Source organism: Pseudomonas sp. SP16.1 (assembly GCF_052682975.1).
In genome coordinates, this window is sequence record NZ_JBQYFZ010000001.1 from 3,973,429 (window position 1) to 3,990,180 (window position 16,752).

Annotated in this window: 14 protein-coding genes; 4 read left to right on the forward strand and 10 right to left on the reverse strand. The window is 66.9% G+C overall.

What is annotated here, in order from left to right; all coding sequences use genetic code 11:
• Positions 1-200: 200 nt before the first annotated feature.
• Positions 201-1,124, forward strand: a complete 924-nt coding sequence (locus ACUTAF_RS18790) for a LysR family transcriptional regulator (protein ID WP_445581394.1) — start codon at positions 201-203, stop codon at positions 1,122-1,124.
• Positions 1,125-1,134: 10 nt separating this feature from the next.
• On the opposite strand, the gene ACUTAF_RS18795 is transcribed toward ACUTAF_RS18790, so the two are convergent.
• Entirely contained in the window at positions 1,135-1,911 is a 777-nt protein-coding gene (locus tag ACUTAF_RS18795; protein ID WP_445581395.1) for an MBL fold metallo-hydrolase, read from the reverse strand.
• Between the two features lie 92 nt (positions 1,912-2,003).
• Here ACUTAF_RS18795 and ACUTAF_RS18800 point away from each other — a divergent pair, with 92 nt between their 5' ends.
• A complete protein-coding gene (locus ACUTAF_RS18800) occupies positions 2,004-2,972 on the forward strand; it encodes a GlxA family transcriptional regulator (RefSeq protein ID WP_445581396.1) in 969 nt (322 codons plus the stop codon).
• Positions 2,973-3,077: 105 nt separating this feature from the next.
• On the opposite strand, the gene ACUTAF_RS18805 is transcribed toward ACUTAF_RS18800, so the two are convergent.
• Positions 3,078-4,811 (reverse strand): BCCT family transporter, encoded by a 1,734-nt coding sequence (locus ACUTAF_RS18805; RefSeq protein ID WP_445581397.1) that lies wholly within the window; start codon positions 4,809-4,811, stop codon positions 3,078-3,080.
• A 491-nt stretch (positions 4,812-5,302) separates the two neighbouring features.
• Positions 5,303-5,695: a GFA family protein gene (locus ACUTAF_RS18810; protein ID WP_445581398.1), complete on the reverse strand. Its 393-nt coding sequence runs from the start codon at positions 5,693-5,695 to the stop codon at positions 5,303-5,305.
• Positions 5,696-6,024: 329 nt separating this feature from the next.
• Here ACUTAF_RS18810 and ACUTAF_RS18815 point away from each other — a divergent pair, with 329 nt between their 5' ends.
• Positions 6,025-7,347, forward strand: coding sequence for an OprD family porin (locus ACUTAF_RS18815; RefSeq protein WP_445581399.1), 1,323 nt, complete (start codon positions 6,025-6,027; stop codon positions 7,345-7,347).
• A gap of 81 nt (positions 7,348-7,428) precedes the next feature.
• Here ACUTAF_RS18815 and ACUTAF_RS18820 read toward each other — a convergent pair whose 3' ends face one another.
• Positions 7,429-8,061, reverse strand: coding sequence for a TetR/AcrR family transcriptional regulator (locus ACUTAF_RS18820; protein ID WP_445581400.1), 633 nt, complete (start codon positions 8,059-8,061; stop codon positions 7,429-7,431).
• Positions 8,062-8,141: 80 nt separating this feature from the next.
• Between ACUTAF_RS18820 and ACUTAF_RS18825 the strand changes: the two genes are divergently transcribed.
• The gene (locus tag ACUTAF_RS18825) at positions 8,142-8,996 is read left to right on the forward strand and encodes an oxygenase MpaB family protein (protein WP_445581401.1); all 855 of its coding nucleotides are present in this window, start codon (positions 8,142-8,144) and stop codon (positions 8,994-8,996) included.
• A gap of 86 nt (positions 8,997-9,082) precedes the next feature.
• On the opposite strand, the gene argE is transcribed toward ACUTAF_RS18825, so the two are convergent.
• From argE to ACUTAF_RS18855, 6 genes are all read right to left on the reverse strand, one after another.
• Positions 9,083-10,234, reverse strand: a complete 1,152-nt coding sequence (argE, locus tag ACUTAF_RS18830; protein WP_445581402.1) for an acetylornithine deacetylase — start codon at positions 10,232-10,234, stop codon at positions 9,083-9,085.
• A 62-nt stretch (positions 10,235-10,296) separates the two neighbouring features.
• A complete protein-coding gene (locus ACUTAF_RS18835) occupies positions 10,297-10,971 on the reverse strand; it encodes a DUF1028 domain-containing protein (protein WP_445581403.1) in 675 nt (224 codons plus the stop codon).
• 10 nt (positions 10,972-10,981) lie between these two features.
• Positions 10,982-11,404: a RidA family protein gene (locus ACUTAF_RS18840; protein ID WP_021442260.1), complete on the reverse strand. Its 423-nt coding sequence runs from the start codon at positions 11,402-11,404 to the stop codon at positions 10,982-10,984.
• Positions 11,405-11,408: 4 nt separating this feature from the next.
• Positions 11,409-12,749 (reverse strand): flavin-containing monooxygenase, encoded by a 1,341-nt coding sequence (locus tag ACUTAF_RS18845; protein ID WP_445581404.1) that lies wholly within the window; start codon positions 12,747-12,749, stop codon positions 11,409-11,411.
• Positions 12,750-13,201: 452 nt separating this feature from the next.
• Positions 13,202-14,980, reverse strand: coding sequence for an acyl-CoA dehydrogenase C-terminal domain-containing protein (locus ACUTAF_RS18850; protein ID WP_445581405.1), 1,779 nt, complete (start codon positions 14,978-14,980; stop codon positions 13,202-13,204).
• Positions 14,981-15,155: 175 nt separating this feature from the next.
• Positions 15,156-16,445, reverse strand: coding sequence for a GGDEF domain-containing protein (locus tag ACUTAF_RS18855; protein ID WP_445581406.1), 1,290 nt, complete (start codon positions 16,443-16,445; stop codon positions 15,156-15,158).
• Between the last annotated feature and the right edge of the window lie 307 nt (positions 16,446-16,752).

A 16,752-nucleotide genomic window follows, 5' to 3' on the forward strand; every position in this document is an offset into this window, starting at 1 on the left:
ATCCTCGCCACGGCCGTCATGGGCGGCCCTTGTTGTTGTCGAGGTCGATGGTGGCGCAGGGGTGAAAACGACGAAATTAGTAAATATATGCTCGCGGCTTATGAAAAAACTGGGCAGCCGGCGCCAGGGCCTGGGGTAAGGTGAAATCGCGCCACCCACAACCACAGACGCCTCCCGCAGGGGCGCGAAAAGAGAGTGCCATGGCCAGCTACACCTTGCGTCAGCTCAAGTACTTCGTCACCACCGTGGAATGCGGCAGCGTCGCCGAGGCGTCGCGCAAGCTGTATATCGCCCAGCCGTCGATCTCCACCGCGATCAAGGGCCTGGAGGACAGCTTCGGCCTGCAGCTGTTTATCCGTCACCATGCCCAGGGCGTGTCGCTCACCCCCGGCGGCGCGCGCTTCTACAAGAAGGCCCAGGAGCTGCTGCGCATGGCCCGCGAGTTCGAGCAGAACGCCCTGGCCGACAACGACGTGGTCGCCGGGCAGATCGATATCGGCTGCTTCGAGACCGTCGCCCCGCTCTATCTGCCACGCCTGATCGCCGGCTTCAACGCGCTCTACCCTGGGGTGGAGATCCGCATCCGCGACGGCGAGCAGCAGGAACTGGTGCAGGGCCTGACCGCCGGCAGCTTCGATTTGGCCATCCTCTACGCCCACGACCTCGACGCCACCATCGCCCATGAGCCGCTGATGGCGCCGGCCAAGCCCTACGCGCTGCTGCCCGAGGGCCATCGCTTCACCGGCCAGGCCCAGGTGTCGCTGCGCGACCTGGTGCTGGAGCCGATGATCCTGCTCGACGTGCAGCCGAGCCGCACCTACTTCGTCAGCATCTTCGAGGAGCTGGGGCTGAGCCCCAATATCGTGTTCAGCTCGCCGTCGATCGAGATGGTGCGCGGCATGGTCGGCCAGGGCTTCGGCTTCTCCCTGCTGGTCACCCGCCCGCATTCGGAATGCACCTACGACGGCAAGAAGGTGGTGACGGTGGAGATCGCCGAGGAGGTCAGCGGCTCCGGCCTGGTCGCCGCCTGGCTCAAGCGCGCGCAGCTGACCAAGCCGGCGCAGCTGTTCGTCGAGTATTGCCAGGCGCAGCTGGGCGGCGATAGCCAGGGCGCCACGCCGTAACGCCGACTGCTCAACTCAATGTCAGCAGCTGGCCGTCGTCGGGGATCAACAGGCGCCGGGCGAGGCCGGCCGCGCTGGCCGCCTGCGCCAGCTGCTCGCGGCTGACCGGGCAGTGGCTGATGGCTTCTAGGTGGTTGGCGATGACCCGACCCTCGCTCAGACGGGTGAATTCCAGCACCTCGTCCAGCCCCATGATGATCTCGCCACCCAGGTCGAAGCGCGCGCCGCCGGCGGGCACCACGCTGACCTGCGGCTGGTGGCGGCGGACGAAGTCGCGAATGCGTGAGGTGAGGATGGTGTCGCCGGCCAGGTACAGGCTGGGCTCGCCGGGCACCTCGAGCAGGTAGCCGACGCCGTGTTCCATCAGCCTGCCGATCAGGCCTCGGCCGTGGGTGCAGGCCAGGGTACGGATGGTACCGCCGAAGAACGGCGCGCACTGCTGAGCGTCCAGCTCCAGCGGCTGCACATTGAGGCCGCGCGCGGCCAGATAGGGCGCGTCGTGCGGCGTGCAGATGAGCGGGATCTGCCGCGCCCGCAGCCAGCGGATCGCCGCGCGATCGAGGTGATCGAAGTGGCCCTTCTGGCAGTGGGTGATCAGGCAGTGGGTCACCGTCTCCAGCGCCGCGTCGGTACCGTCGGGCAACTCCACCAGCGGATTGCGCCGCCTGGCGGCGAACAGCCGCAACGGCGGGAAGACTCCTTTCGCCGCCAGCATGGGGTCGACCAGGATGCGCTGCGCGCCCAGCTCGATAATGATCGTGGCATTGCGGATCTGCTGAATCTTCATCACGGCGTCCTGTGCGGGAGATGGCGCCATGGTGCCGAGCCGGCGCCGCGGCCATAATGGCGAAATTCGCCATAATCGATTCAAATCAGACCATGCCTACTCCCCTGCGTATCGGCCTGCTGTTGTTTCCCGAATGCATGCCCGCCGGCCTGCTCGCCTTCGCCGACCTGCTGCACGGTGCCAATCGGCGCGCCGGCCAGACGCTGTTCGCCACCGAGTTCGTCGCGCTGCAGCGCGGTCCGGTCCGTTGCGCCCACGGCCTCGCCCTGGAGGCGCGGCAGGCGCTGGCCGACGAGCCGCGCGATGCCATCCTGGTGCCCGGCTTCTGGGCCGAGTCGGCGCAGCAGGTGGAACAGGCGCTGAGCGCCAACGCCACCCTGATCGCCGCGCTGGGCCGGCTGGGCAAGCGCAGCCGGGTATGGAGCTATTGCGTCGGCGTCAGCCTGGTGGCGGCCAGCGGCCTGCTCGACGGGCAGCCGGCGACGGTGACCTGGTGGCTGGCCGACAGCCTGCGCAAGCGCCAGCCGAAGGTGCGCTGGCAGTGCGAGCAGAGTTGTATCGTCAATGCCGGCAATGCCACGGCGTCCGGGGTGAACGGCTATCTGCCGATCGCCCAGCGTCTGATCGAGCAGCAGGTCAGCCCCGCCGTCCTGCGCGATCTGGTCAAGCTGATGGTGCTGCCACGCCCCGCGGTGAGCCACGACGCCTTCCAGGCGATGAGCCTGATCGAGCAGCCGAGCAGGTTGCTGCGCCAGCTGCACGACCTGGTCGAGCGCCTGCCCGCCGAGCAGATCCGCATCGCCGCGCTGGCAAGCGCGCTGGGCCTGTCCGAGCGCTCGCTGGCGCGCAAGGTGCTGGGCGAAACCGGGATGGCCGTGGCCACTTATGCCCGGCGCATCAAACTGAACCAGGTCAGCGAGCGCCTGATTCTGACCTCGGCGCCGCTCGCCAGCATCAGCGCCGAGCTGGGCTTCAGCAGCGACTCCAACCTGCGCCGCATGTTCAAGGAGCTCACGGCGCTGACGCCGGGGCAGTATCGCCAGCGCTTCGCCCGCTACTAGCAGGCTGTTGAAAAACCACCTCGGCTTTGGCTTCCTGCGTCGCTCTACCTCCTGCATCCATGCAGTCGTCGCCTACGTTTTTCAACGGCCTGCCAGGACGCGCCGCTACGACAGATCGGCGATCTCCCGCTCGATCATGCGGCGGATGTGCTCCTCGTTGTCGATGATGCTGGCGCCGTCCTGGCGCAGCGAGCGGATCAGCCCGACCATCATGCCCAGCAGGACGAAGGTGAAGGGCAAGGCGCCTGCAATCGACGCCGCCTGCAGCGACTTCATCGCCTGCTCGCCGCCGAGCAGCAACACCACCAGCGTCACCAGGCCGAGCAGCGAGCCCCAGATGATGCGCTGCTGCACCGGCGGGCGGCGGCCGAAGGCCAGCAGGCGGCCCAGCACCAGGGTGCCGGAGTCGGCCGAGGTGACGAAGAACACCACCACCACGAGCAGCGCCGCCGCCTTGGCCACGGTGGCCATCGCGCCCGGCGTCAGCACATCGAACACCGCGTAGAACGCCCCGGCGTAGTTCCAGTCGTGCACGGCGGCGCTGTAGATGCTCATGTCCGCGCCGTAGATCGCCTCGTGAATGCCCGCCGAACCGAGGACGCCGAACCAGATGATGGCGATCAGCGAGGGAATGAACATCACCCCCAGCATGAACTCGCGGATGGTGCGTCCGCGGGAGATGCGCGCGATGAACATGCCGACGAAGCCGGCCCAGGCGATCCACCAACCCCAGTAGAAGATCGTCCAGCCGCCCTGCCACTCCCGAGCCTCGGGGCTGCGCGCGGTCCACAGGTTCATCGACAGGCCATCGGACAGGTAGTCACCGAAGGCCGTGACGGTGCTGGCGATCAGGTAGTTGGCATCGCTGGCGATCAGGAAGTAGCTGATGATCGCGATGCAGATCCAGGTGTTGGCGGTCGACAGCATCTTGATACCGCGGGCCACGCCGCTGGTGGCCGAGGCCGTCGCCGAGAGGGTGATCAGGGCAATCGACAGCACGGTGACCCACTGCGACTTCTCCTCGATCAGCCCCAGGGAAATCAGCCCGACGCTGATCTGCTCGACGCCCAGGCCCAGGGTGGTGGCGATGCCGAAGATGGTGCCGAACACGGTGAGGATGTCCACGGTATGGCCGATCGGCCCGTAGATGCGGTTGCCGATCAGCGGATACAGCGCCGAGCGGATCGACAGCGGCAACCCCTTGCGGAAGGCGAAATAGGCCAGCGACACGCCGACCAGGCCGTACATCGCCCAGGCCACGGTGCCCCAGTGGAACACCGTCAGCTTGATGCCGCTGGCCGCCGCCTGCGCCACCTGATCGCTGGGCACCGGGAAGCCCGCATCCCCCGGCAGCAGGCCCTGCGCCAGCGCCGCCTGCTTGGCGACGAAGAAGGCCGCCACCGCCGCCTTGATCTCGTCCGTCACGAAGGGATTGCCACCGCTCCAGGCGCTGGCGAAGTGGATCATCGGCTCCGATACGCCGAAGAACAGCAGCGCCGCCCCGGTGCCGCAGCTGAACAGCATGGAGAACCAGGCGAAGTTGCTGAACTCCGGCCGCTCATCATCGCGGCCGAGGCGAATCCGCCCGACCCGGGAGCAAGTGACGTACAGGCACACCGCGAAGGCGAGGAACATCATCAGCACGTAGTACCAGCCGAGGGTGCTTTCGATCCAGGTCTTGAGGCCGAGGAACTGCTCGCTGGCCACCTGGCCGAGCAGAATCGCGTAGAGCATGAAGAACGCGATCAGGCTGATGGCGGTGATGCCGAGCGTGGGGTGCAGACCCTTGAGGATGCCGCGCTGCTCGATCAGCGCATCCAGGTGTTTATCGGAGAGCATGGGCTTTCCTCATCATGGTTCGGTGGATTTTGTTGTTCTTGTCTTTCTGACCCGACAAGCCCGTTGTCCTGCAGGGCTGGAGGAAGCGAGGGCGGAATGCGCCCTTATCCGCCTCGACGGCCGGTATCGCGCGTCGCTCTCGCAGCGAGGCCGGACGCACGCCTCCCGCGAGCCGTCGGGCGGCGTTTGACAGTAGTTTTTCTTATGCCTACCGCGTAGCTAAAGGATGATGCGCAGCGCATGATCGCTACGTAAACCGGGTTCAGGCTAATGCCTGGGATCAGCTTTTCTAATGTCGTTCATGACCACGCTGCGGTCGCCGAGGGCCATGCGAAAAGTCGTTGTGGCCGCTACCGTCCCGACGTTTTGCCGCCCCTCGGCAGCAGCCTGCGGCGCTTGCACCGCCTGCAGCAGGCGCGCCAATAGACCGTGGGGCGGACGAAGCCGCGCAGCTATCGGCTGGCGGGCGCGACTTACGGCCCGCTGTCGCCCTACTCCTCCTCGCGCCCCCGAGCCTCCCGGTCACGCGGGTAGCGCCTGGCCAGCGCAAATGCCGGCAGCCAGGACTCGCGTCGAATGGTCCAGCACTCGTAGGTCGGCGGCAACTGGTCGGGATGGTCGAGGACGCCCAGGTGCACCTCGATCTCGTCGGCGCTGCGGGCGAAAACCGAGGAACCGCAGCGGGGGCAGAAGAAGCGGCCGGCGTAGTCGCGGGTTTCGCCCTCGATCGTCACGGCGTCCTCGGGGAATACCGCGGCCGCGTAGAACAGCGCGCCATGGTGCTTGCGGCAGTCCAGGCAGTGGCACAGGCCGACCCGGTATGGACGGCCGGTGGCCAGGATGCGCACGTCGCCGCACAGGCAACCGCCGCTGAATCTGTCCATGCCCGCCTCCTCTGTAACCGAGCGGCTCTAGTCCGCCAGTCCTAGCTGAACGACGCCCGGCGGTGGGTAAAAAATAGCAGCTCGGCGCCTGCTAGCACGCCCGTCCGCCGCTTCGCTTCGAGTCGGTTTCAGACCGCTGGCTGTCGTTCTCGTCCATCCGCGATCCGCCGACCTCCGTAATCTCGCCCGAGGCCCGGCCCCGCCGGGTCTGGGGGCTCGCTGCTTTCGGCCAGCGTCCATGGCCCACCCACACTCTCGCTCGTTCAAGGGAGGATGCGACGCCCCTTTCTCTGCCGCCAACGACACTAATAAGATTCGGAGAGCAAGCAATGTCATTCAGCAGAAAATCACTCCTGGCCCTGGCCATCGCCGCGACCTCGGGCGCTCCTCTGGCCATCGCCAGCCAGGCCGACAGCCAGGGTTTCGTCGAGGACAGCAGCCTCAAGTTCCTCGCCCGCAACATGTACTGGCATCACGACTACCACACCTACCACGGTGACGACGTCGATCGCCGCGAATGGGGCCAGGGCCTGCGCCTCGACTATCAATCCGGCTATACCCAGGGCACCGTCGGCTTCGGCGTCGATGCCAGCGCCTATACGGCGATCAAGCTGGACGGTGGCCAGGGGTATTCGGGCCGCGCCGGGGTGCTGGTGCCCGAGGGTGACGGCACCGCGAGCTCCGCCAGTTCGGCCGGCGCCAACGTCAAGATGCGCCTCTCCAATACCGAGCTGAAATACGGCAACAACCTGCGCCCCTACAACCCGGTATTCGCCCCGGCCGATGCGCGCCTGGTGCCGGGCACCGCCACCGGTCTGTGGCTGAGCAGCAGCGAGCTGGAGGGCCTGAGCCTGGAAGCCGCCCACCTGACCGCCGCCAAGGACTTCAACAGCACCAACAGCGACGACGACTTCTACGCCGCCTATGCCGGCGTCAGCACCGATACGGTGGACTTCGTCGGCGGCAGCTACTCGCTCACCGACAACCTCAGCGTCACCCTGTACGGTTCCGAGTACGAGGACATCTGGCGCCAGTACTACGCCAACACCAACTACACCTTGCCGATCAGCGACTCCCAAAGCATGAACTTCGACGTCAACGTCTATAAGACGGATGACAAAGGTCAGTCGCTGGCGGGTGAAATCGACACGCTCGCCTACTCGCTGGCAGCGGCTTACACCGTCGGCGCCCACACCTTCAAACTGACTTACCAGGAGATCGACGGCGACCAGCCGTTCGATTACCTGGGCATGGGCCCGGGCACCTTCCACGACTCCATCTACCTGGCCAACTCCTCGCAGCTGGTGGACTTCAACGGCCCGAACGAAAAGTCTTACGGTGCGTTCTACAACCTGGACTTCGCCAGCTACGGCGTGCCCGGCCTGACCTTCGGCGTGCGCTACATCAAGGGTACCGACATCGACGGCAGCGACGTGGGCAACGGCGCCTACAGCTACTACGCCACCGCCGACGGCGAAGAGCATTGGGAGCGCGACGTCGACATCAAGTACGTGGTGCAGGAAGGTCCGGCCAAGAACCTGTCCACCCGCGTGCGCTGGGCGACCCACCGCATCTCCGGTGGCGACGACAGCTGGGACGGCGATGCCGATCAGGTTCGCGTGATCATCGAATACCCCTACGACATCCTCTGATCCAGCCAGCCAGCCGGCCGGGGCGACCCGGCCGGCCTGCATCACTCACGCCTGCCTGCGAGTGGGTCGAGGGCTAAGTGGTCAAACGGCCTGCGCTTGCGGCTCGCACTGGCCGTCTGTCGCCGAAACCAAGGCTGCCGCCAGCATATTGGCCAGGCTATCGATCAGTTCCTCTTCGCTCAGAGGCGGGTTGTCCAGCGCCAGATAGCGAACCAGCGTCATCAGGGTGCCGTTGATGATCACGAACAATATCGGCACTGGGTTTTCGATGGGGTACTCGCGGACATGGCGCAGCAGGTAGCGCCGACAAACCTCGAACAGATGACGCTCCAGACGATCGATCACCTGCAGCGTCTGAAGCTGTTGCCAGTGGCGTACCAACTCCAGGTAACAGCCGTCGCCACCACGAATGAATGCGAGCACTTCGCGCAACAGCATCCTCACCGCAGCCTTGACGTCGGCTTCCAGCAGCTGCGTCATGCGGGCGTCGATCAGGCAGGCCACCTCGAACGTCATGCGTTCCAGCAGCGCCTCCAGCAGCTCCTGCTTGTTCGCGAAGTACTGGTAAAGGGAGCCCACGCTCACTCCCGCCTCGGCGGCCACCCTGTTGGTGGTCAGGTTGGCCAGCCCCTGACCTGCGATCACCCGAGCACAGGCCCCCAAGAGGAGATCCACCATCTGTTGCGAACGCTGCTGGCAAGGGCGCTTGCGCATAACCACTCCTTTGCGAATTTAATGCGAGCTAATACTCGCATTAACATCGGTGGCACACAATCGCACGGGAGCGACCAAGCATGCAGACCCTGTGTTCCAATACCACCGAGCAGCAGATAGATCCCCTGGGGCCGGAGTCGCTGACCTGGCGATATTTCGGAGACCTGCGCGGACTGCTGTTGATCAGCCGCGTCGGCCTGCTGCAGAACCTGCACCCAAGTCTCGCCGCTGGCGTACAGGAGCACTCCGACCTGTTCCTCAATCCGTGGAATCGCCTGTTTCGTTCCATACCGCCGATTCTCGCCGTGGTTTATGGCGGCAAGAACTCGCCGACCATGGGCCAGCAGATCCGCGACTGGCACCGGCAGATCAAGGGAGTGGATGCCCATGGCCGCCGCTATCACGCGCTTAGCCCGGAACTCTTCTACTGGGCCCATGCCACGTTCTTCGAAGGGCAGATCGCCACGCAGACGCTCTTCGGCACGCCCATCGACGAGGCAACGCAGGAACGCCTGTATCAGGAATCGATCCAGTGGTACGCCCTGTATGGCCTGCCGATGACGACGGTGCCGGCCGATTACGCGGCGTTCAAGGATTACTGGCGAGGCATGCTGGACAAGCGACTGGAAATGACCGACGTAGCCCGCTGGTTTCTTGCCGGCAGGCAGAAGCTGCCGCCCCCCTATACCTGGATGCGCGGCCCGCTGTGGTGGGTGTTACGACCGGTATTCGACCGAGGCGCGCGCTGGCTCGCGGTGGGCACCATGCCGGTGGAGTTGCGCCAGCGCCTGGGTCTGGCGTGGAGCGTGAAAGATCAGCGGCGCCTGCGGGACTTTGCCCTGCTGGTGAGGACGCTGTGGAAGCTGCTGCCACAGCGCTGGCGGTACTTTCCCCAGGCGCACGCCGCGATGCGCAGGGCTCGAGGGCTGGAGTGAGGTCCATCCCCGGTGGGCCGGAGGGCTGCGAGACAGCGCCGGCAGCAGGCACGCCCCCCGTCCGCGAGTGGGCTGGCGGCAGATGTTCACGCCGCCAGCCAGCGCGCCAGCCGCGCCAGCAGCGCGTCGCAGGCATCCAGCTGTTGCAGGCTGACGAACTCGTCGGGTTTATGGCCCTGCTCCATGCTGCCGGGGCCGCAGATCACCGTGGCGATGCCGGCTTCGTCGAACAGCCCGCCCTCGGTGCCGAAGGCCACGGTGCTGAAATCCCGCGAACCGCTGAGCAGCGCCAGCAGCTCGGCGGCTTCGCCCTGCGGGTCGCAGGCCAGGCCGGGGTAGGCCGACAGCGCCTGGAACTCGATGGCGCTGGCCGCGCTCACCGCGCGCATCTGCGGCAGCAGCTCGGTTTCGGCGTAGGCGCGCAGCTCACGCGCCACCTGCTGCGGATCGTCGGCCGGCAGCGCGCGCACCTCGAAGTCGAACTGGCAGTCAGCCGGGACTATGTTCAGCGCCCGGCCGCCCTCGATCAGGCCGGTCTGTACCGTCGAATAGGGCGGGTCGAAACGCGCGTCGCGGCGCCCCGGCGCGGCCAGAGCGGCGCCGATTTCGCCAAGCTTGCCGATCAGCTTGGCGGCGTACTCGATGGCGTTGACCCCCTGCGGCGCGTAGGCCGAGTGACAGGCGGCGCCGTGCACCTGGCAGCGCATCGCCAGCTTGCCCTTGTGGCCGAGCACCGGGCGCATCTCGGTGGGTTCGCCGATCAGGCAGATGGCCGGGCGCTCGGGGCTGGCGCGCAGGCGCTCGACCAGGCTGCGCACGCCGAGGCAGCCGACCTCCTCGTCGTAGGAGATGGCGATATGCAGCGGCAGGCGCAGTGGTTGTTCCAGAAAGCGCGGAACGCCGGCCAGCACGGAGGCGATAAAGCCCTTCATGTCCGTCGTGCCGCGGCCGTACAGCAGGCCGTCGCGCTCGGTAAGCTCGAAGGCCGGCACGCTCCAGGCCTGGCCGTCCACCGGCACCACGTCGCTGTGGCCGGAGAGCATCACCCCGCCGGCGCCGGCCGGGCCAATGCGCGCATGCAGGTTGGCCTTGCTGCGCTCGGCGTTATGGTCCAGCTCGCAGACGACGCCGAGGCCGGCCAGGTAGTCGCGGACGTAATCGATCAGCTCCAGGTTGGACTTGCGACTGGTGGTGTCGAAGGCGATCAGGTCGGCGAGCAGGTCGCGGCTGCTGGGCATGGCGCGGTCTCCGTGGTCGGGGTCATGGGTGCGCGCGGCGCACCCTGGGGGCGGCAGCGCCGTCACTCGTCCCCCGGCACGCCATAGCTGGGCGCGGCGGTGGGGTCGAGGGCGCGGGTCAGGTAGTCCTGCATCTGCGGGGCATAGGCCTGCCAGAGCTGGTCCAGCTCGCCGATGGGGTCCTGCTCGGCCCAGTCGACGCGCAGGTCGACCATCGGCCAGGTCAGGTCGCCGACCACCTTGAGCGCCGCCGAGTGCACCGGCCCGGCTTCGCCGCCGGCGGCCATGGCCGCCCGCATCGCCGCCAGCAGGCGCTCGGCCAGTTGCCCCGGGCTCTGTTCGAAGGCGCTGACCAGCGCCTCGATCACCGCTGCGGAGGCCAGCAGGTTGCCGGCGGCCACGCATTGTTCGCCGGCCAGGACGTTATGCACGCCGAGCGCCTGGCTGCCGGAAAACAGCGCGCTGCGGCCCTGGCCGTCGAGCACCGCGACCTGGCGGTACTGGCTGTAGCCGTTGCGGGCCAGGGCCTGGTCCAGCGCCGCGGCGGGCTCTTGGCCGGCCTCGAGCAAATCGAGGATCTGCGGGCCGAGGGCCGGCAGGGTGACGTTCTGCGAGGCCACCGCGCCGACCCCGGCGCGCAGCCAGGGGCAACGCGCGCCGACGGCGATGCTCGAGGAGCTGATGGCGATGCCCAGCTGGCCGGTGTCACTGCAGCGGCCGACGATGGAAAAGGTCATGGGCGGCTCCTTAGCGTTGCCAGTCGTCCGGGATCACCGCGATCACGTCGATCTCCATCAGCCACTGTGGCTGGCCGAGGGCCGAGACCACCAGGCCGGTGGAGATCGGGAACACGCCCTTGAGCCACTTGCCGACCTCCTGGTAGACCGCCTCGCGGTAGCGCGGGTCGATCAGGTAGGTGGTGGTCTTGACGATGTGCGACAGGTCGCTGCCGGCCTCTTCCAGCAGCTGCTTGACGTTCTTCATCGCCTGCTCGGTCTGCGCGCGGGCGTCGCCGAGGCCGACCAGACGGCCCTCGAAGTCGGTGCCGACCTGGCCGCGCACGTACACGGTGTTGCCGGCGCGCACCGCCTGGCACAGGTCGTTGTCCAGGCTCTGGTTCGGGTAGGTGTCTTTGGTGTTGAACATGCGGATGCGGGTATGGGTAGGCATCGACTTACTCCCAGGAGGCGGCTTGTTGGACGGTGCAGGCTTGACGCTGCGCGGGGTCGCGGTACTCGGCGTACTTGCGCTGCGTGGCGATGTGATCGGCGATGTGCTTGGCGTCGTGCCACACGCCCCAGATAAAGGTGGAGCCGCGGCGCGACAGCCAGGGCAGGCCGACGAAGTACACCCCGGGTTCGCTGGACACGCCGCGCTGGTGCCGCGGCTTGCCCGCCGCGTCGAAGGCGTCGACCTGCAGCCAGCTGAAATCCACGGCGTAGCCGGTGGCCCAGATGATCGAAGCGATGCCGGCGGCGGCCAGGTCGAGTTCGCGAATCGGCTGGCGGATGCACTCGGCGTCCGGGTAGATCCGGCGCGCCTCGGGCTCCTCCGGCAGGTCGAGGCCGTTGCGGGCGATATAGGCGTCGGCGGCATCGAGCAGCGCCAGGTAGTTCTCGTCGCCGCGCGCTAGGTTGTCCGCCAGGTCGTCCTGGAAGCGCACCAGGCCGCCGTCGAACGCCTGGGTCAGGCCGACCAGGGTCATGCCCTGCTGAGCCAGGCGGCGAAAATCGATGGTCTCGCCGCCGCGCGCGCCGCTGACGGCGATGGTCACGTGCTCCTTGCCCGGCTGCGCGGCCTCGGCGTCCCACAGGCCGAGCACGCCCAGCCACCAGCAGAAGTCGCGGTTGCGGTAGCTGCGCGGCGGCCGGTCGTGCGGGCCCACCGAGAGGTAGACGCGGCGCCCGGCGCGCATCAGCTCGTCGGCGATCTGCACCCCCGAGGAGCCGGCGCCGACCACCAGCACGCCGCCCTCCGGCAGCTGGCCAGGGTTGCGGTAGGCGGCCGAGTGGATCTGGTAGAGCGATTCGTCCTTGGGCGCGATAGCCGGGATCACCGGGCGCTGGAAGGGGCCGGTGGCGGAGACCACGCGGTTGGCCTGGATCACGCCGGCGGAGGTCTCCACCGTGAAGCCGGCGCGGTCGGGGTTGCGCCGCACGCGCCGCACCTCCACGCCGGTGCGGATCGGCGCGTCGAACTGGCGGGCGTAGGCCTCGAAGTAGTCCGCCACCTGATCCTTGGCGGCGAAGGCGTCGGGGTCGAGGTCGAATTCCCGGCCGGGGAAACGGTCGTGCCAGGCCGGACCGTTGGCCACCAGCGAATCCCAGCGCCCGCTGCGCCAGGCTTCGGCGATGCGGTTCTTCTCCAGCACTAGGTGCGGCACGCCGAGCTTGCTCAGGTGCTCGCTGACGGCCACACCGGCCTGGCCGGCGCCGACCACCAGGGTGTCGATTGCCGTGGGCACGGCTGCCGCATCCCGATAGGGCTGAAAGGCGGTTTGATTCAGGTCGGTCATGGCAGGGTTCCTCGGACGCTGATCGTTGTTGTTGTGCTGTCGCGGCTGGCCGCTGGGTGTTGGCCGCATTCTGTGCAGCGCGAGGGATTCGCGAAATTATGTTTTTTGTCGTCGCTGGCGAGGAAAAAGCTGCAGGCACGCCAAGCCCGCGGCCTGCGGGGCAGCCGCCGGGGGGCATAGGATTTTTAGCGTTAGCAGCGACAAATTGGCGATGGGCCTGGTGTGCGCGGCGCACCAGGGGGCGAAAACGCAAAAGCCCCGGCACTGGGGCCGGGGCTTGCGGGTGTTGCTCGAGCGTAGAACCTGTGCACGATCTCGCGAGCTAGAGCACTACAAGGCAAAAACAGGCGAGGAACGGTCGGAGTCGCGGGCGACTGTACTTTTGTACATGAGCATTCCGAGCCTGTTTTAAACGCAGTAGGGCCGACGCGCAGCAGATCGTGGATAGGTTCTTAGAACTGCGCGGCGTCGAGCAGGTACAGGCTCTCGCTACCGGCCTTGACCGAGGCGGTGAGCGAGTGGATGCGCGGCAGCAGGCGGGCGAAGTAGAAGCGCGCGGTGCCCAGCTTGCTGGCGTAGAACTCGTCCTGGCCTTCCTTGCCCAGCGCGGCCCGCGCCATCAAGGCCCACATATAGGCATAGGCGGTGTAGCCGAACACCTGCAGGTACTCCACCGAGGCGGCGCCGATCTCGTTGGGGTTGCCCTTGCCGCGGTCCAGCACCCAGGCGGTCAGCTCGTCGAGGTTGGCCACCGCCGCGGCCAGCGGCTGGGTGAACTCGGCCAGCGAGGCATCGGCGCCGGCGACGAAGGCCTTGATCTCGTCGGCCAGGTGCTTGTAATAGCTGCCGCCGCTGCCGACGATCTTGCGCCCCATCAGGTCCAGCGACTGGATGCCGTTGGTGCCTTCGTAAATCTGGGTGATGCGGCAGTCGCGCACCAGTTGCTCCTGGCCCCACTCGCGGATGAAGCCGTGGCCGCCGAAGATCTGCTGGCCGTGCACCGTGGTTTCCAGGCCCATGTCGGTAAGGAAGGCCTTGGCCACCGGGGTCAGCAGCGCCACCAGTTCCTCGGCGCGCTTGGCCACGGCGGCGTCCTGGCTGTACTTGGCGGTGTCCAGTTGCATGGCGACGTAGCTGGAGAAGGCGCGGCCGCCCTCGTTCAGCGCCTTCATGGTCAGCAGCATGCGGCGCACGTCCGGATGCACGATGATCGGGTCGGCGGCTTTGTCCTGGGCCACGGGGCCGGTCGGAGCACGGCTCTGGATACGCTCGCGGGCGTACTCCACCGCGTTCTGGTAGCTGCGCTCGCCCAGGGCCAGGCCCTGGATGCCGACGCCCAGGCGCTCGTAGTTCATCATGGTGAACATGGCCGCCAGGCCCTTGTTCACTTCGCCGACCAGATAACCGGTGGCGCCGTCGAAGTTCATCACGCAGGTGGCGGAGGCCTTGATGCCCATCTTGTGCTCGATCGAGCCGCAGCCCAGCGAGTTCTTCGCGCCCAGCGAACCGTCGGCACCCACCATCACCTTGGGCACCAGGAACAGCGAGATGCCTTTCGGGCCAGCCGGCGCGTCCGGCAGCTTGGCCAGCACCAGGTGGATGATGTTCTCGGTCAGGTCGTGCTCGCCACCGGTGATGAAGATCTTGGTGCCGCTGATCTTGTAGCTGCCATCGGCCTGCGGCTCGGCGCGGGTGCGGATGATGCCGAGATCGGTGCCGGCGTGCGGCTCGGTCAGGCACATGGAGCCGGCCCAGACGCCGGCGTACATGTTCGGCAGGTACTGCTGCTTCAGCTCTTCGCTGGCGTGGTTGAGGATCGACAGGCAGGCGCCGGCGGTCAGCATCGGGTACAGGCCGAAGGACAGATTGGCCGAGTTGACCATCTCCTCGACCTGAGCGCCGATCACCTTGGGCATGCCCATGCCGCCGAACTCCGGCGAGCCGCCGACGCCGACCCAGCCGCCTTCGGCGTAGGTGCGGTAGGCCTCGGGGAAGCCGGCCGGGGTCTTCACCGCGCCGGCGGTCCAGCTGCAGCCTTCCTCGTCACCGCTGCGGTTCAGTGGCGCGATGCTGCCGGCGGTGACCTTGCCGGCTTCTTCGAGGATGGCGCTGGCGGTATCGGCATCGACCACCTCGGCCAGGGCCGGCAGCTCGGCCCAGAGCTTGGAGACTTCGAAGACTTCATTGAGCACGAAGCGCATGTCGCGCAGGGGGGCTTGGTAATCGGCCATGGCACATCCTCGGAAAACGGAGTTACGTGAGGATTCCGAGTTTACTTGAACAACTTTATAGACACATAGGGTCGTGTTGTGACCGCTTATTCACTAAAAGTCATTAACCATCTGATTGGCGAAGGCCAGCGAAAACCCGCCAACCACGGGCATTACCGCTCGTCTGCCGGCACGACTATTCGCGCCCGGCAACCAGCCTGACGGCGCCGCGGCGCTGGCCGGCGCTGCGGATGCAGTTGCGCCCAGCGCCCTTGGCACTGTAGAGCGCCTGGTCCGCAGCCTTGATCACGGCCTCGGCGCTACGCTGGACGGCCTGGCGCTCGGCCACCCCCATGCTGACGGTTACCGACGCTTCGCCCGCGCCCTTGTCGGCTCGACGCTGCCTACCCAGGCGATCGTCGCGCGGCCGGCTGTTCTTGTCGCGCAGCTGCAACGGGTAGTGTTCGATGGCCTGGCGCACTGCCTCGAGATAGGGCTGGCACTGTTCGAGGCTCTTGCCGGGAAACAGCAGGGTGAATTCTTCACCGCCGTAGCGATAGGCCTTGCCGCCGCCACCGACCCGGCACAGCTGGCTGGCGACCAGGCGCAGCACCTGGTCGCCGACGTCGTGGCCGTGGGTGTCGTTGAACTTCTTGAAATGGTCGATATCGACCATGGCGATCACGTAGTGGCTGCCGAGTCGGTGCAGCCGCTCATTCAGCGCCCGGCGTCCCGGCAAGCCGGTGAGATCGTCGCGAAAGGCCATCTGATAGGCCTCGTGAGCCACCGCGGCAACCAGCATGAGCATCGCCAGGCTGCTCATCACCTGCAGCACATGGGGCAGGATGAATACCAGCGGCAGCATCCACAGCAGGCCGAGCAAGGCGACGAGCTGCGCCGCATGCAACGGCCGCGGTCGATACAGGTATTGCACCAGGAGGGCGACGATGGCCAGCAGGAACAGTGGATAGGCCAGCTGCGCGAGGTTCATCCAGCTGGCGTGCAGGCCGGGCCAGTGGATCGCCGCCAGCCATTCGGCCATGCCCTGCGGATAACGGCGCGCCAGGCCGAACACCAGCGCGCTCGCCACCAGCAGTACGGCGCCGCGGGCGAGCAAATCCTGAGCCAGGTGCGAACGCTCCTCCCAGCTGCCGTAGACGGCGAACAGCAGCGGCAGGAGCAGGCAGACCAGGTGGAACACCAGCACCGCGTCCTCGCGCACCTGACCGTGGTCGCGGAAGTGATCGATCTGGGTGTCCAGCAGAAAGTAGGCGATGTACACCACCAGCAGCAAAAACAGCTCGCGCTGGCGACCGTAACCCAGGCAAAAGACGCCGCCGAGCAGCAGCAACAGGGTCGGCAGCACGTTGAACAGCGAGACGAAGAACTCGCTGAGCTGCCCCACACCGCCGACCAGCATGCCGCCACCGAGCAGCAGCAACGGCGGCAGGAAGTGACCGATACGCAGCGCGGCCTGACGAATCAAGGCGAGCTCCTGGGGGCAGGTGACGAGGGTCGGACGCAGCGAAACATCCATCCCACATAGACTAGGCCATGATGGCCATTTGCACCCGCCAGGCAAGCCCCGGATGAGCAATAGAAAAGCGCTGCCCGGTTCCGGATGGTGATGCTTTCGTAGCAGCCGCGCCCCGCGGCGAATGCCGTGCACAGCGCCGGCCCTGTGCAATCGCTGCGATCGTTTCGCCGCGAGGCAAGGCTCCTCCGCGGGGTTCGCGGGTGCTGCCTGGTGGCCAGCCAATGGTTGCGACAGCCTGCCAACGAAAAAAGCCGCT